Raw genomic sequence first — 18,623 nt, 5'->3', positions numbered from 1 at the left:
GCCCGCAACCGCCGCTGCAGGCGCGTGATCTGCCCGGCGCGCGTCTGAATCCGGTCGATCTGCCGCAGCATGACTGTGATCTCGTAGCGCCAGCGGAATTCCTTCTCGGCTTTGGCGAGATCCACTGATTTGCCGGTCCGGTCGCGCAGGTCCGCCAGCTCCTGCGCAACCAGTACGTCATCGGCCAGCACCGAAGGCGACACCCCCAGCACCTCGGCCAGCCGCGCGCAGGCCGCGGCGAACTGAGTGTTCCATTCCGTACGTGCCGCGGAGGCCGGCTTCAGCACGTTCCTCGGGTCCAGCCAGCTGTCGCGGATGATCATGTCCAGCCGGTTCGACATCATCTCTGCGCGCACGCTGTCCGCCAAACGCCATGCCACAGTGTGTGGTTCATCCAGCAGCCTCTTCAGGTTCTCCCCGAGGCCGCCCCCACCGGGGTCGAAGTCGTCCCCGCCGGGTCCAGAGCCGCCGCCACCGCGACCGGCCCCACCCCCACCGAGCCCGATCTCGTCGTTCGGCGCACGCGGCATCTGCGCCCTGCCCATATTCGCGATCGGGAACGCGACACCAGCCCGGTCCACCGGCCGCTGCCCCGGGGCGAGCGGAATCGCCGCTTTCCCATCGGCTTTGAAGACGATGCCGTGCCAGCCGACCACACCGGACAGGCTCTGCCGCCACACCTCGAACTCGACCGGCGCCCTGTCGCCGTCGCGCACCATGACTCGGCCGTTCTCGCGGTAGATCTCGACCGCGTGCGCACCGACCACGCCCCGCTGCTGGAAGCCTTCGAACGCCACCGCGCCGATCATCACCCAGCCCTCGGGCACCGCGGCGGCCATGTCGTCGAAACCCGCGAACCCGCCCCGATGCCAATCCGCACGCAGCAGCCGCGCGGCAAGGTCGCCCGATACGCCGTGCTCCGGCGCGATCAGGAACTCCAACGACGCGATCCGTTGCCGCAACTCGGCAACCACCGAATCGGTTTCGGGGTTCACCCCGGGAACGCGCAACCGAGCGGCCAGTGCTCGCGCCAGTGCCCCGCGCGCGGCATCCGGGAAGCAGTTGTTGGCGATGCCCTCGACTCGATGCGACGGCAGCCACGCCAGGATCGCCTGGTCCGGTTGCTCGGCTGCGATCTGGACGGAACGGCCCGCCAACGCCTCCTCGCGCAGAGCGTCCGTCGCCAGCTTCGCCGCGGCGGCCGCGTCGTCGTGATATCCGATGACCCGCACCGCCGATACCGGATATCCCTCGCCGGCACGGGCGTCCAGCAGCCGGGCCACCGACTGTGCCAGGGTCGCGGCCTGGGTGGACCTTGGGCCGCGAGCATGGTCGGCGATATCAGCGGTGCTGCTGTCGGCCGGTCCGATCCACACCACCGCCGCGGTCGGCCGTCTCGCCGCGCCGACATCTCCGAGAGCCGTGAGCGTGGCGCGGCGCAATGTGTCCTCCGACGAGGTGGAATTCCCGTCCACCGCATGGACATTCACATTCTCCGCGAGCTCCAGATCGCCGATCACCAGGACCGTGCCGGTGGTGTCGATCATCTGCACCGCGGGGTGGCCGGGCATCTGCGCGGCCCACCGCTCCGTGGCGGCCAGCAGATCGCCCCGCGAGTTCGCCAGCTCCAGCCTGCGCTGCTGGTCGGGGGTACGAGTGCCGAGATTCGACAGATCCCGGTCCCGGCGCAGCATGATCCGCATCGCCGCATCACGCGCCTCGGGCGGGAAACCCGCTGTGCCGACCACGATGTCGGGTATCGCCCGGATCATCTCACCCTGCAACCCACCGAATTCCGCGGTCGTGCCGTCCGCGTGCACGCCGGGATCGGTCCACTGCCACGCGATCGCGTAGTCCTCCGCGGATTGTGCCCATGACCGGATGCTGTTCATCCGTTCCATGGCCCGCTGCCGCTCCGGCAGGCGGTAGCCGGGGTCCTGCTCGGGCAACGCCGGACGTGCCTGGGCACGAACGGAATCCACCCAATGCCGATGGGCCTCGATGCGCTGTTCCAGCGCGCTGATCCGGCGCGCGCTGCGGTGATACGCCTCGGTCGCCTCACGCACGGACCGCAACCGTTCGGCCAGGTGGGTGGTCGAGTCGTGCTCGGTCAGCGATCGCGTCAACTGCTCGAGGGCTTGGGCGTAGCCGTCCTCCTGCAGCTCCCGGGCGACGGTCGTTTGCTCGTCGAGAGACAGGGGCAGCAGCGCGACCTTGTCGACGACGGCGTTGTGCGCTCTGAGCAGCCCGGTGTGCAGTGCGCGATACCCGATGCTCAACGCGGACGGGATTTTCTTCCCACTGGGAGAATCGATATCGGTGAGTGCCTGCTGCGCCGAGCGGACCCAGGCATCGGCGGCATCGACGTCGAAGCGTGCGATGTCGATCTCAGGGTGTTGCGTATCGAGCAGGTGCGCCAATTCGGCGTCCCGGGCCCGACGGACCGCGGCCGACCAATCGACCAGTGCGGACACGTAATTCGCCTCGTCGTCGGTCCACCTGGAGGCATCCCGAACACCGTGGGCGGCGAACCACGTGTTGAACTCGCGGAGCCCCGCACCCAGCAGGTGCAGGCTTTCGGTGACGACCTTCAGCCGGATGGGGACATCCGCCCCCTCTCCGGTCAGATGTTGGTGCGCCAGCCAGATCTCGTCGGCGAACCGGTCCGGTGACGCCAAATGGTCCAGGCTCACCTTGGGCTGCAGTGCGACGAGTTCGCCGAGCTGCGACCAGACGCGGTCGTACTCGTCGACCAATTGCTGATAGGCGCTGCGCACGGCGGCGGGGACATACGGGGACGGTGCGGGCAGCCGGCGCGGGAGCGGTTCGGATTCGGCGCACGACACCACCGCCACGCTGGCGTTGTCACTGCCGCCTCGTTCCAGCGCGCGGTTGAGCAGCGCGTCGAGCATCGACCGCAGGTCACCGTTGCGACCACGGCGATGTACCTGCGCCAGCTCAGCGGGCCGCTCGGGATTGCGCAAAGCGATCCCGTCGGTGTCGACGAAGATGAGATCGGTTGCCGACACCGTGCCGGACCGGACGTACTTCCCCTCGCCGTACCGCGCGTTCGCCGGCGGCGGTCCGTGGCCCCGGCCGAGCGCGTAGGTGATGGCGTGTGCGCCCTCTTCTCGAAGCGCCTCTTCCGCGGACTTCCCTTGCCACCGACGCCGATTGAGCACATTGTGGTCGGTGGTGAGCAGCTCCGCGGTGCCGTCGGCACGCGCCACGTGCACCTGACTGTCGCCCACCCAGCCGGTGATATAGCGGCCGGGCTGCCCGTCGCGGCCGGGCAGCACCATGACCGCGGCCAACGTGGTGAGCGGTGGGTTGTCACTGTCCGCATACTCGCGATCGGTCATTTTGACCACCGCGTTCTGCGCGGCGGTGATCGCATCGCGCATCGCCGCTTCGGCCTGTTCGCGCGACAGGGTCTGCCCTGCGCGCAGCTCACGCACCACAGCGGCCAGGTGCTGACGCGCCCGGTTCGCGGCCACCTGGGCGGCGCGATGCCCGTTCGTCGACGAGGACACGCCGTCACACACCACCGCGATCCGGACCGGCCCCTCCGGGGTCTCGATCACAATGGCGGCGACGCTGTCCTCGTTGCGCGATTTCGCCGCACCGATATCACTGATCGCCATCACCGAACCGAGCTCGATCTCGACGCGATCGAGTGCTGTGGTGTCGGGGGCCGGTGAACCGGTCTGTGCGAGAAGCTCATCCACGGATATGCCCGCAGTCCAGGGACCACCCAGCGCCGTGAGCGGACGCAGCGCGGGATCGGCGGCCATCAACTCGATGGCGGACCGCAGCCGGATCAGATCCACCTCAACCGCTGCGAACTGCGCGTTCGCCGGGACGGGCAACCCGGCCCGACGCGCTTGTTCGACGGCTTCGTCTCGCCGACGCAATTCGTCGGACGCGTCGTACCACTCCTGCACCGCCGCGCCGTACCGCACCAGCGCGTGCCGCCGCAGCGGTGAAACACGCTGCGAAACATCGGGGTTCAGCTGTTCGAGGAACGCGTCGACGGTCCCGTCGAGGGCGCGATACGCGCGCACCGCCGCGCGCGAGATCCGCCGGGCACTCACTTCGTTCGGCCCCGGCGAGGTCCGCACCGGATGCCCGTTCCGCCGATCCAGCTCGCGTGCCGCCCGCACCTGTTTCGCGGCGGCCCTGACACGTTGCTGCGCGCGATGATATTTCCGCAGATCCGACAATCCCGCCCACAACCGGTCGTCGGTCCCATGCCGGTCCGCCCGAACGCCGGGTTCGGTCGGAGTGGCCGGCACAGCGACGCCGGTGGCATTGTCGCCCGTTTCGTCGGTGTCCTCGTCCTCCATCGCGGCCAGCGCCGCGTCCGCCATCGCGGCCAGTGCCGCGACCAGGTCCCCGTTGTGCTCGGCGACTGCCCGGGCGAACGCGGGCGCCTGTCGATTCCTGCCGCCGAACCCGTCGGAGCGGACCAGGAGCACCTCGCGTGGGTCCACCTCACCGTCGCTGAGGTACCGGTTGTGCGCCTTCGCGGCTTTCGGCGGACCGCCGCCGCCGTCACGTTCCGCTCTCTGCATGCCGAAGCCGAGCACGTTGTTCAACTGGCCCTTGCTCACCGGCGCTTCGCCGAGCACGTGCGGCACTTCACCGACCAAGCGTTTCTCGATCGCCTGCCGCTCTTCCGGGCTGATGGTGGTGCCGGCCGCGCGAGCCCGTTCGATCACGTCGGCGAGTGCCGCCGCGACCGCGCCGTTGTAGAGCATGTCCATCATCCCGACGGACGTGTGGTCGAAGCTCACCGTCCTCGATGTGCTCGGATCGGCCGGGTCGAGCACATCGACGCGACTGTCTCCGACCCAGCCCGCCGTGTACTTGCCCGGCCTTCCGTCTCGACCGGGAAGCACCAGCACCAACGCGATGGTCGCCTGTGGTGGGCGCCGGACGCCCCGTAGCGGATCGCCCGGTTTCCTCGCCTGGATCTCCTGCTTGGCGTTGTCGAGTTCGGCGCTGTATTTCTCCTCGGTCAGTTTCATGACGGCGGCCTGCGCGTCATCGATGGCGTCGGCGACCATCTTCCGGCGCAGCTCATCGGTGATCGGGACCGTGGGGTCGTGCGCTTCCAGAGCCGCGCGCAGACTCTTCCGGGCTGCCTCGACCGCTACGGAAGCCGCGCGATGGCCGTCGACCGATGCCGAGACTCCATCGGAGACGATCGCGAATCGGACCGGCGTGTCGCCGACCATGATCACATCGGCCGCCATCGCGTCCTGATTGCCGTGCTCGACCGGACCCCGAACACTCACTCCGGCAACGGATCCCAGATCCAGCGTTTCCCTGGCGAGTAGCGCCCAGCTCGCCTGCAGCGGATCGATCGCGGCTCGCACCCGGCGGATGAGCGCGCGGCCTTCGGCCGGGTCGACCTGGTGCAGCACAGCGTCGCGCAACTCCCGTACGACGGCGGACCAGGCAGGAAGCGCGGCGGCGAAGCGACCGGCGGCAGCGAGCCACTCGGGAGCGTGTTGTTTCCGCTCCGTCACCTCGTACAGGAGCCCCTCCACCTGAGCGGCCATACCGGCCAGCTCGTGGTAGTGGTTGGTGTGCGCTTCCAGCTCGCGCCATCCGGGCAAGGGGCTACGTGGTGGCGGAGCCGGCGACTCGACGTCGGTCGAGTCGGGTGACAATGCCTGCAGGCGGTCGAGTTCACGGGCGTAGTCCCGCGATTGCAGCGCGACTCGCGAACTGTCGTCCACCCGAACGACACCATCCGCGTTCATCGTGTGCACCGCGGCGATCATGCGCCGGTCGGCTTCGCCGCGACCCGTGCGCAGGTCGCCGAGCGCCGCCCGCAACCGGGCCGCGGTCTGTTCCGGAGTCGATGGCGGGCCGATCGGCGGGGCAGGTGGGCCACCGTTGCGAGCACCTCCTCCGGCACCGAGGGCGTCACGTCGCGCGCCGATGTTCGCGACCGGGAACGCCTTCCCCACCACACCTGCGGTCCGACCAATGTCATCGAGCGGCACAGCCGGAATTCCATTCGCGTTGATGACGATGCCGTGCCACCCGACCACGCCGACCAGCCCCGCACGCCATGTCGCGAACCCGACCGCGGGCCCCCGCCCGTCGCGCACCATCACCTGGCCGTTTTCGCGGTACATCATGACCGCGTGGGCGCCGACCGCCCCGCGCCGCTGGAAGCCGTCGAATGCCACCGCGCCGATCATCACCCCGCCCTCGGGCACCTCGGCGGCCATCTCGTCGAAACCCGCGAACCCGTCCGGATGCCAGTCCGCGCCGAGCAGACGCGCGGCGAACGCGCCGTCCACGCCGTTCTCCGGTACCCCGATCTGTTGCAGCATCCACAACCGGTCGCGGAGATCGTCGATCACCGCGGGATCGGCATCCGGATCGCGTTCCAGCTGGGCGATCATCCGCGCCAGCCCGGCCTGGCCCGCCTCCGGGAGACAGTTGTTGGCAATACCTTCCAGGCGATGCGAGGGTTCCCACTGCACCACGCCCGGGTCGGGCGCATCCACATCGATCCGATCCTGATGCGCCGCCAGCGCCTCATCGGCCCACGCGTCGAGTACCAGGTCCGAATCGGTCTGCGACCTGGCGACGTCCCACGGTCCCTGTTCGATGGCGGCGTCGTGCCCCACCAGCACCACATCCGGTTCCGGAAGACCGTTGTCGGCGCGCTCTTTCAACATTTCGGCCACGTCACCGGCCAGAGCGGCGCCATCCGCGCCGAGCCAGACGACCGCGGCGGCAGGCCGTCGCGCCGCGGCGACACCGTCCACCGCCACCGCGGTCGCCTGCATGACGGTCGAGACGAGGGTGTTGTGGTCGACGGCGTGATAGCGGACTTCTTCCGCGGCATCCAGATCGCCGATCACCAGCAGCGTTCCGGCACGGCCGGTCAGCTGCACCGTCGGATGCCCGGGAACCTGCGCCGCCCACCGCTCCGCCGTGTTCACCAGATCGGCCCGGAAGTTCGCCCTCACCAACCGATTCGCATCCGGATCGGCCTGCTGCCGCAACGTTTCCCGCTCACGATGCAGGCTCAGCCGCGCCGCTTCGTCACGAACCTGCCTGGGCAGTCCCTCGGTGCGAGCGAGCGCCTCGGGCAGGTGCTGGATCAGCGCCCGCCTGGTCGGGAGATCGGTCATGGCCCACATGACCTGGATATCGGCGGGTTCGCTCGCGAACATCCGGATGGCCCGCCACCGGCGCACGGCCCGCGCGCGCTGCCCATCGGTGAGCGCGGCCTGGGCGGCCAGGACCTCGGCGGCCACGAATGGTCGCGGCTGCGCATGCACCGAGTCCACACCGTCACCATGTGTTCGGATGAACCGCTCAAACGCGGTGATCCGGTCGCCGGCCCGGTGGAATCGCCGTGTGGTGTGGATCAGCCGGTCGATGTCTCTGTGCAGCGCATCCCGGTCACCGAATTCCTCGGCCGCGATCTGTCGCAACGTGACGAGAGCGCTGTGGTGATCGTCGCCTGTCAGATCCTCGACGCCCACCACCTGCTGGACGGCTTCCGGCAACGAGCCCCTCAGAATGCCCAGGACTTCCTGCGCGGTCCGCTGTTCGGCGACCAGCGCCCGGTACCCACGCCGCAACGCGGCCGGAATCTCCACACTCCCGTCGCGCGAACGAGTGTCATCGAATTGCCGTACGGTCAGGCGGACTTCGTTCGACGCGTCCGTGTAGCGCTGCGTCGCCGCCAGCACACCCTCATGACTCACAGCCAGGACGAGCGTCGGGTTCGGCAATTCGCGCAATACGGCCGCCTGGCCGGAATTGCCGTCCGCCCATACGTCGTCGACAGCGTTCCGCGTCGCCTCCCGCAACTCGCGCAGCGCCACCGACCAATCCGCCAGTGCGGCAAGGTATTCCGTATCGTCGGTGGTCCACTGCGCCGGCGACCGCTCCCCGACCCGGTCGAGCCACCGGTCGAACTCGTCCAACCGCTCGAGGAACGCGTGGAAATGCCGCGCCGCGGACTCCAGCCGATCCTCGGTCGGATCGTCACCCAAGCCGTGTACTTCGCCGAAGAATCGGTCTTGCGACGCCAACTGCTCCGGATTCGCCCCCGCCTGCGCGGCCAGCTGCCACAACTCGGCGCGAGCACGCTGATACTCATCGGCCAGGACCCGGTAGTGGCGCCGGAATTCGATCGGGATGCCCGTGGGCGGCGCGGGCAGCAGGCGTGGCGTCGACTCCGCGGGCGCGCCGGATATCACCGTGAAGGTGGTGTGGTCTGCCCCGCCGTCGAGCAGTGCCCGGTTCAGCATGCGGTCCCGCATCCGCAGCAGATCGGTATCGCGGCCGGCGTCGAGGAAGACGGCCATCTCGTCGGCCTCGGGGTTGGTGTTCCACAGACCGTCGGTGCAGATCACCATGGCCTCGTCGGCCGACAAGGTGCCCTGGAATGTGTACTTCGAGAACACCGCATCGTCGGCTGCGGGCGGACCGGCGTCCACGCCGAGGGAATGCATGATCCCATGCATGACCCCATGGGCTTCCGGATCCCGGAGCAGCTCGCGCTGGGACCTGCGCTCCTCGGGCGGCAGCTCCTCCTCGGTCTTCTGGAGGTACCCCACCATGGTGTGATCGGTGGTCACTGTCTCCGACCGGCCATCGGCGCGCAGCCTGAGCACTCGGGTGTCACCGACCCCACCCGCCGTGTACTGCCCCGGGCGTCCATCGCGTTCCGGCGTGGCCATCACCGCCGCGATCGTGGTGCGCGGCGGTTTGTCGGCGTCGGCGTACTCCGTCTCGCTCAGGTGCACCACCGCGGCCTGCGCGGCGTCGATGGCCTCCCGCATCGCCCGATCGGCGGCCTCGGCGGTGAACACGCCCTGGTTTCGGGCCGCGAATCCGGCCAGATGCGCGCGGGCGGCCTCGGCCGCGACCCGTGCGGCGCGGTGACCGTCGACCGTCGATCCCACACCGTCACACACCACCGAGATCCGGACCGGGCCGTTCGGGGTGTGGACCACCACCGATGCCATCCAGTCCTGGTTGTGCGGCTTGTCCGCGTTCGCGCCCTTGTCGGTGACTCCGACGATCGTGTCGAGATCGACGGTGAAGTGGTCGATCGACTCGGTGGAAGCGGCTGCGACCGTAGCGATTCCGGCCAGGACATCGTCGGACAGGTCGACCGTGCCCCACCCGCCGTCCAACTCTGCGACCGGACGCAATTCGGCAACGGTGGCGAGGCGCTGCGCGGCGGCGTGCAGCCGGCGAGTGGCCGTTTCGTGGCGGTGCGTCAACGCCTCGTGGCCCTCGGCGTACGGATCCGCGTCCGCCATCTCGTCATCGACGGCACCCCACTGCGCCACCGCGGCGGCGAAGTCGTGCAACCACTGCCGCTGCTGTGCCGGAATTCCTTGCGGCAGAGGGATTCCGAGCACATCGAAGAAGGCGTCGACGCGCTGCTGGGCGGCGTGCAGCCGCCCGACCGCCGCCTCGGCGGCCTCGCGCACCCGCTGCTCCTCCGGGCCGGGACCGTCGTCCTCGGGGCGTTCCGTCTCCCTGTCTTCGTAGCCGGCCTCGTCCACGTCACGTGCCGCGCGCACCTCACCCGCGGCAGCTGTCATCTCCTGGCGCGCAATGTGATAGGCGACCAGGTCGTACAGCCCGGTCTGCAACTGCGACGTATGAAGATGCTCCGGCAGCACCGACATGCCCGTTCCCGGCTCGCCACTCCCGGCCTCACCACGCAGTGGCCGATTATCGACAGCCGCAACAGAATCGGTGGTCAGGGCCTCCGGTGACGGCTTCGGTACATCTCCATCTCCCACCACCGCCTGCGGATCGTCCGCGCCGATCTCCCCGGCCAATGCCGCCGCCAGATTCGCCGCGGCGTCGATCTCCGTCAGCAGGGTGGTGAGCTGTGCGGGGTCCGTGCCCGGATTTTCCCGCTCCCGCGCGAGTTCGTCCCGTTTCCGATCCAGTACGACGAAGCAGGCGAGCTCACGCGCCTCGGCCGCCAGGCCCTCGGCCCCCATGACGATCTCGGGATGGGCCGCTGTGAATGCCTCTTGCTCATCGGCATTCAACTGCTGCCACAGCTGGACCATCACATCGGGCGCGGCCGAGGCCAGGTCTTCGATCAGCACATTCTGGCGCCGCAGCGCGGCATTCAGCAGCGCGGCGTTGCCCTGCCCGCGACCGGCTGTCTGCCGGGCACGCTCGCGGGCCGCGGCGATCTGCTTCCGATCACGCAGGGAAAGCCCGCCGGCGACCAGCTCCGCCGCCATGCGCCGGACCGTCTCGATCTGATCCCGCAGCGTCGCGAGCCGTTCGGTGTGCGGACCGGTCGCACCCGGCCGCGAGGCTTGAAAGGCCGTGTCACGCTGCTGTAGTCCGGCCAGCACTTCTCGCGCGAGCGCCAACCACATCGCACAATCGGCTGCGTGCGTCTGCGGGTCGAGCGCCTCGGCCCGCGCCACCAGAATCTGGTGCTGCTCGACGAACAGCTGTTGCTCGAGCGCCGTCAGCCTCGGCCACAGATCCGCGATCTGCTGTCCACCGTTGCGCGCATCCGCGACAAGCTCCTCGAGCGTCACCTCTTCGCGTCGCAGCCTCGTGGCCAGAAGACGTTGCCGCCCCACATCTCCCAGCAGGTCGTACGCTGCGGCGCGCGCATCCTCCGGGAGGGCCTGAGCAGTCGCCACGGTCTCCGGATGCAGCTTCATCAGCGCCGCCTGCTCGCGGCCGGTCAGCGCCGACCACAGTTCGGCGAGCATGCCGCCCCCGGAGCGGGCGTCCTCGACCAGGTCGTCGAGTTCGACCGACCACCACGCCAACGCCCGGTTCACGGTGAACCTCGCCGCGATGTTCTCGACCGTCGCGATCCGGGTGCGCAGCAGCAGGGTTTGCCCGTCGAGCAGACCGGTCGCGCCTCCCTGCATCGCCCGAGTCATCGAGTCGCGTTGTTCCTGGGCGGCCAGCTCTTCCCGCGCCCGCGTCAACCATTTCTCGCACTCGGCAGCGCGCAGTTCGGGATCGAGTCCCTCGGCCTGTATCACCAGGAGCGGATGCCCCTCCAGGAACGCCTGCTGCTCGATCTTCGTCAGCGTCGGCCACAGTCGCGCGAACCGCGGCCCGCCGTTCGCCACATCCTCGGTCAGCTGCTCGAGCGACACGCCCTCCCGGAACAGCACCTGGGCCAGAATCAGCTGCCGCTCGGCGTCTCCCAGTGGAGCGGTACCGTCGTGCGCGGTTTCCGGCGCCTCCCGCGCCATGACTTTCCGATACCACGCCTTGCCGTCGAAATCGACGACGCACTGGGTGGTTTCGACCTCGTAGAGAGCCTTCATCCACGGCTGCAACCCACCCGCACCGAACGACCGCTCCGTCGGCTTCTTCCCGGACGACCTCCAGAGCGCCTCGTCGACCATCAGATCCGGTCGCGCCCCGACGACCAGCACGGCCTTCTCGTCGACGAGCAACTGCATCCCGTCGTCGAGCGGCATCGACTTCGCCTGGTCGACAAGGGAATCGAGCAATTCCTCCGAGGCCGCGTCCGTCATCCGCTTCAGCACATCGTCGGCCTGTCGTTGCGCCGCCCCCACACCCTGGGCTTCCCGGCCGAATTCGGTCAGTTCCGTGGCCAATGTCTCGGCGTGCAGCTGCGCCGCCAGGATGTCGCCCGACTCCACCGCGCCGCGGGTGGTCGCTTCGGCACGGGCGAGCCTGATCCGCAGCACGGCATTGGTGAGCGCGGCCTGCAATCCGTCGATCCCCTCGCCGACCGGATCCGGCATCGCCAGATCCTCTTCGAGCCCGCCGAGGAATTGCTCGATCCGGGCGCGCAGTTCGGCCTCGGCAGCCTGCACCATCTGCCCATAGGCCCCGGCCAGCCGCTGCAGATTCATCTCGTCCGTCTCGGCCACCCCCGCCGGAGCGACACCCGCCCGCACCACCCGTCGGCGCAGCGCCATCAGCTCCAACGCGTAGCGGCGGTGCACGTGCTGCAGCAGTTTCTTGTCCTGCTGGATACGCCGTTCCAGGCGACCCGACTTGAACGAGGTCGCCGTCGGCTGCGCCGCGGTCCAGCCGGCCGAGAGGTCCGGGAACCAGGGCTGAGTCGCGGAATCCCCTTGGGCTGCTTCAGCTTTGACATTCGCAGCGGCGGTGGTCGTCCCCGACGTCCCGCCGGCGGCGCTGGCCACCAGGACGACCGTGCTCTGATCGGCAGGGGGATTCGATACGTCCAACGACAGAACCAGTTGCTCGGCGTTCGAATCGGGCTCCGCCCGTGCGCCATCGCGTGCGGGCGCCGCAGCATCGGTCGAAGAATCGGCCGAAGTCCCTTCCTCGACCGAGGAAACCGACGGCTGGCCGACGGCAACGGCCGACGGCTGCGACTGCCCATCGACCAGCGTGACAGCACCGGTCAGGTCGCCCGGCTCCGACCCGGAGCCGGCCCGCTCCCCTGGCTGGTTCGGTGTCCCCTCAGCATTCGGCTCGGCGGCCGCACCCCGGTCCCCACCCGGAGCCGCAGCTCCACGCTCGCCGCCCGAAGACACTGTGGCAGAACCGGTCCCAGCTGTCCCGGTGCCATTCGTTCCCGGGGGAACCGTGCTTCCCGGCGGTGCACCGACCGACTGGGCGCCCGCCGACCGCGCGGCCGGGGCGCCCGCCGTCGGCTGCGCGACCGGCGGAGCGGTCGCAGCCGGTACGGCCGGTGCGGCGACCTGTACGGCCGGCGCCTGTGCGGCTGCCGCGACGAACTGCTCGACGTCGGCGACGAACTGCGCGGCCGTCGCCCCCATCGCCGGAGTATCGCCGTGCGCCACGCCGAGTTGGTGCGCTTCGGCCGCCCGCTGGATCTCGCTCAGGTTGTCCTGGATCAGCTGCTCGGCAACCATTCGCTCCAACGGATTCTCGGCGGTTCGCCACCGTTCGACCACCACTGCCATCGGATGATCGGGGGGAAGCATGTCCAAGAACGCGCTGCCATGGATCGAATGGAAACTGGCCTCACCGGGCTGCCCACTTCGCCCGGCCCGATATATGGCCTGAATATCGACGGCCGCGATATGCGAGTGCTCGGAAACGATCACATGCAGGCCGCCGCGCGCCAGTGCCTCCTTGCTGGGCTTGATATCGACCCCGCGCGCATCTTCCATCGTGAAGATGCCGACCGCGTCCAATTCACCGGCCTTGCCGTAGATCCGCGCCCGCTCCGCATCAGCGGACGTCCCCGAATTCGGATCCTCCCATTTCGCAACATTGTTCGGACCGGTCGTCTCCGCTTTGATGCCGTGACGTTCGAGCATCCGCGCGATCTTGCGTACCAGCCGGGGATCGTGGACGAACACGGCGATCGGCTGCCGGGTCCGGCCGTGCACCGACAGCACCTGATTCACGATCGCCTGGTCCCGCTCCTGCCGGGTGGTCGAGAAAATCGTGCCGGTGGGGTTGGCCTCGGGCTCGAGATTCAACTTGGTCGGAGCGAAGCGGCTGATCGCCGTGGTGTCCCCCAGACCGAGCGCCTTCAGCTGACCCGCCACAGCTTTCGCGGTCCCGGAAGCACCGGTGCGCAGGTCGTAATGCTCCTTGGTGAACGTCTCACCGATCGTCTGCGTCTGCGAATATTTCGTATTGTCGTGGATCTCCATATTCCATCGCGCCTCGAGCGCTTGGGCGATGTTCTCCCACCGGGAAATATTGGAGATTCCCTTGTCCATGATCAATTTGTGTGTGACCTGATCGACGATCAGGATGTGCCCTTTACGGATCCCTCTCCGAAGGACACCGTCCTCCCCCATCTCCAATTTCTGCGGTTCACCGTGAATGATGTAATGCTTTCCGCGCACGAACTCCCAGCGAGCAATCGCGGCCGTATCCAACAGCTTCCGCTCTTCCGGAGTCAGTTCCCGCTTGAGCCGATCCCGCTCCAGGGGCGTCAATTCCCGCCCGCGGTCCTGCTCCTCCTGCTTGATCCGCTCCTGCCACAGGAAGTCCTCGACCTTCGCTTTCCCCTCCTCGGTGAGGCGCGCCGGACCTTCCTCCTGGTGCAACTTCCGCCCGAAGTCCTCATGGGTCAGAACCTTGTCCCGCATGGCATCGGTGACGAACTTGTCCGCCCATCGGATCTGCGCCTCGACATGCGGCGGGGCCAGCGGGTTGGTCCCGTTGTTACTGCTCCATCTGGAGCTGCCGTAGATCAACGCCTCGTCGATCTCGTCACCGACGAAATGACGACCGGGCACCGGATGACCGTGCATTCGGGACACCACCACATCGGCGACATCACCGACATAGATGACGTTTTCCCCCGCGGCCGGCTCCGGCATCTTCATATTCGAGTCGATCCGAAGGACCTTGACCCCGCGATGACCGAAAGCCGCCAGCAGCACTTGCATGTCGCGGTCTATCAGGTTGGCCTTGGTGATGAACTGGACCGAGACCTTCTTGACAACCAGCCTTCCCAGGAAGGCGCCGTACATCAACGACTTGCCCTCGCCCGCATCCTGATTGACCGGGCCGTACAGCATCGCCTCACCGGCGGCGTACTGCGTCCAGCGCAATACCATCCCGTCCCCACCATCCAGCTCCGCGGTGGCGCGGCGCATGATCTCCGTGGCCGCCATCCGGGATTCCAGCGCGTTGCCGCGCCGCAGCATGTGGGTCAGCACCTCGTCGGAGGCAGTCTGGATACCACTGCCCAGCGCGACGGTGTGGGCTACCACCATCCGGTAGTGCCGTTCCAGCGCCCGGCCCGCGGCCTCGGCTGCCTCCTGCCGCCCGACCGCCGAGGCGCCCACTTCCCGGATCCGCTCGATCGTGATGAGTCCGTGCGCGGCCTGCCGCTCGATCGCCACCTGTGCCTCGAACTCCGGGCGGATCTCCGCGATCTCGGCCACCAACTCCTGGCGACGCGCCTGAAGCTGCTCCTCCAGCAGATCCCACCGTTCGGCGATCTGGGTACGCAGCTCACGAATCCGCTCCACCAGCTCACGGCGCGCGGCCGGATCGGTCTGCTCCCGAGCCTGATGCCGCAGTTCCTGCTCCAGCTCCCACATCTGCCGAACCCGCTCACGGGCTCGCTCACGGAACCCGTCCTCATCGCGACGCGCTTGCTCTCGCAACTCGGCCATCCGTCGCCGAGACTCCAGCTGCTCCAACCGCTCCCGCTGGACCGCCTCGATCGCGGTTATCCGCTTCTCCGCGATCTGGGTCGCCACCTCGCGGCGCTCGGTCCCCACCTCCTTCTCCAGGGCCTCACGTTCGGTGGCGACCGCGGCATCCGCTTCCGCACGCACCTCGGCGATCTGCTCACGCAACCGCGCCCGCGCCTCGGCCACCCGCAGCTGCGCCTCGCGCACCTGCTCCCGCGCCTGTGCCTCCTGCACCTGCGCCCGCCCCCGCGCCATCTCGTCGCGCGCGTGATCCGGCGCCCCCCCGTCCCGGCTCAGCTCCGCGTTCCGCGCCGCCCTGGCCCGAGCCACAGCCGCTTCCGCGTCCGCCACTCGCGCCTCGGCCGCACGCACCTGCTCTCGGGGCCCGCCCTCTCGCTGGGGCACCGCCGCTATGGCCCGCCGAAGTTCCCGCTCGGCTCGTGCCACATCTGCCGGATCCGTCGCCTCCCGCAGACGCTGCTGCGCCTGTGCCAGACGCTGGCGCGCGGCGGCTTCCTCCGCACGCCGATGCGCGGCAACTTCCTCCCTGGCCTGCCACAACTCCCGCTGAGCCCGTGCCACATCTGTCGGATGCGTCGCCTCCCGCAAACGCTGCTGCGCCTGTGCCAGACGCCGATACGCCTCAACGTCCTCCCTGGCCTGCCACAACTCTCGCTGAGCCCGTGCCACATCTGTCGGATGCGAGGCGTCCTGCAGGCGCTGCTGCGCCTGTGCCAGACGCCGGCGCGCGGCGGCTTCCTCCGCACGCCGATGCGCGGCAACTTCCTCCCTGGCCTGCCACAACTCCCGCTGAGCCCGTGCCACATCTGTTGGATGCGAGGCGTCCCGCAGGCGCTGCTGCGCCTGTGCCAGCCTCCGGCGCGCGGCGGCTTCCTCCGCGCGCGCCTCGCGCAGGTCGTGCTGCACGCTGCTCCGCAGTTGGCGAACCTTCTCCTGCTCCGCTCCCCGGATCTCCGCGATGTGCTGCTCGCCCCTGCGCTGGCGCATGCGCTGCGTCTGCTCCGACAGGGTGCGCATATCGGCCACCTGCTCACCGACCCGGGACGACATCTCCTGCCGGTAAGAGGTTTCGGCCTCAGCCATCTGCGCCCGATCGGCGTTGTACACCTCGGCACTCGTCGTATAGGAGTTGTGCAGCCGGACCTCTGCCACCAGCTGTCCCGGAGCATCGGCCACAACCAGCTCGACCCTGACGAAATGATCATTGCCGTTCTGAGTGGCCACCAGGATCATCCCGTTGGTACCCACCGCCTCGGGCGTCACCCCGAAGGTGGAACACACCTCCTCGGTGGCCATCCGCTGCGCGGTGTTCTCCCGATGATCGGACTCGACTACCTTGTCCTCGTACGCCTTGAACTCGGCGACCATCTCGTCGAGCATCTTGTTCGCCTTGGCCGCCTGCGCATCGGTTCCGACCCGCTCCAACCGAGCCCGCTCCGCATCCACCCATTTCCGGAACCGTTCCGCCACTGGACGTTCCGGCGCACCCTGAGGTTCGGGCGCCAGTATGTCGAGACGATTCCGGATCGCATGCTCGGCTTGCAACCGGTCCGACAATGCGCGGGTGAACGCGCGCAGCCGTCGCCGCAATCGGTTCGACGGCTCGTGCAGATCCGGCTCGTTCGCCGGACGCTCCTGCTCCCCGGGGGATTCCTCCTTCGCGGCGGGGGATTCCTCCTTCGCCGAACCGGAGTGCTCCTTCATCGGCTTGTCGGCATCGAGCCTGGAACTCGGATACCGCTCCCCCGCGGCGGTCTTCTCCTTCGCGGCGGGATCGTGCACGTTCACCCCGGACTCCGGGACCTGCGCCCGCGCGGCGGTCGCATCCTTGGAGGGCTTGCCGGCGTCCATTCCGGAACTCGAATACCGCCGTGCCTCAGCGGATTCCCCCTGCGCGGTTTTGTGCGGAGCGGTGCCATCTTTCACACCCGCCGCCGGTGCGGTGGATTCGGCCTTCACCGCCGGCGACGCTCCCCCTCGCGCACCGCTTTCCGGCGCGGCGCCGGCCCGCCCCTGGGATTGGGCCGGAGTTCCCTCACTCGCGGCACGGGATCCACCGACCTCGGCGCTTGCCGTCCTTCCCGTCTGCGCCGATGACGCGGCGTCGCCGGCCGCTATCCGGCCCCATGCCTTGGCACCCCCGCTCGCCGGGCCGGTCTCGACACGCGGAGTCGACGGCCCCCCGCCCTCGACCGGCACCTGGAATTCCTTACCCAGAACATTCACGGTGGTCGTCCGCGGCGCCGCAGCCGGACCCTGGGCCTCGACCGTCACCGGCGCCGTACCCGAGACACCCGCGGTGCCGTCGGCCGGATGCTGCACAGCATGGTCGTGTGCTTGGTACTGAAGGGTTTTCAGTGTCTGGACGTCGTTGCGCGCGGCAGCGGCGTCGAAATTTTCCCGGAAGCCGGGGTTCGGCATCCCATCGGAGATTTTGAGATCGGCCTCGATCGCCTTGACCAGGTCGGCATGCTCCACCCGGCCTGCCATGGTCAGCGGCGTGGCACCGGCTTCGGCATACCGGTTGGCCGCCAAACCACCCCGGGCGCCACCCGCGGCACCCAGCGCGGTCATGTAACCGAGGGAGAACATGTCCCACTGGCTGTGCAGCGCACCGATGGCCACCGCGGTCGTCAGACCCGTAGCCATGCCGGTCACCATCGGCGCCATGCGCCCCAAGCCGATTCGGGCGGCCGCGGGACCGAAGACCCCGGCCGCCATGTGCCCCGCCGCACCGCCCACACCCCACGCCAGCGCCGCATCACCGATCTTGGCCAGATCGAGATCCTGGCCTGTCGCCAGTTGCACCCCGGCGGTGATTCCCGCACCGACACCCGCCAGCTTCAACCCGGAGCCGAGCCCCTTGAAGGCGAGCTCCACGAACTTCTCGAGGCCTTCCATACCCATCCGGCCCAGCCCGCGCAGCAGCAGCTGTTCGCCGAGCATCCGGGCGGCCGCCGACTCGATCCGCGCCATCATCTGTCTGCGGGCCACCGCGAAGGTGTAGCGCCCGATGGCGATGACGACCGCTTCCTCGGCCGCGACGAATCCGGACAGCAACCCGCCCGAGGCCAGCAATTCGCCGGCGAGCCTGGCGAATTCCGCGGCCCCCCATGCCGCGAAGATCGATTCGGTGACGCGATCACCGAGAATTCCCTTGTTGCTGTCGGAGGTGAACTCCGACACCGCGTCCATCGCCTTGATGAGGTGGTGGATCGAGTATTTACCGTCGGTCAGCTGTCCGAGTGACTTCGCGGCAGCCTCGCCGCCGTGCCCCTCGTACCACTTTTCCGTCTGGTGGATGATCCGATCGAACTCAGGGAGAAGTTCGGTCAGCGAATCGGCAGCCTTGGCATAGTTGCCGCCGAGTTGAGCGACGCCGTCGATATCCCAGTCCCAGGGATCCTGGCTGGGTGCGACACCGCCGAAAATATCTATGAACAGCCGTAGGCCATCCGGAATCAC

At 68.7% G+C, this 18,623-nt stretch carries 1 protein-coding gene (only partly in view); it reads right to left on the bottom strand.

Annotation, left to right across the window (positions count from 1 at the left end; translation table 11 throughout):
- On the bottom strand, nucleotides 1–18,623 hold the start of the coding sequence (locus AB0L57_RS09970) for a helix-turn-helix domain-containing protein (protein WP_364959628.1). It extends 110,401 nt beyond the left edge of the window; only the first 18,623 of its 129,024 coding nucleotides appear in the window; its start codon is at nucleotides 18,621–18,623; its stop codon lies off the left edge, out of view.

The organism is Nocardia sp. NPDC052254 (assembly GCF_040679495.1).
GTDB lineage: Bacteria > Actinomycetota > Actinomycetes > Mycobacteriales > Mycobacteriaceae > Nocardia.
Note: the sequence above shows the minus strand (reverse complement) of the source record. Positions and strands in the feature narration are given on the sequence as shown.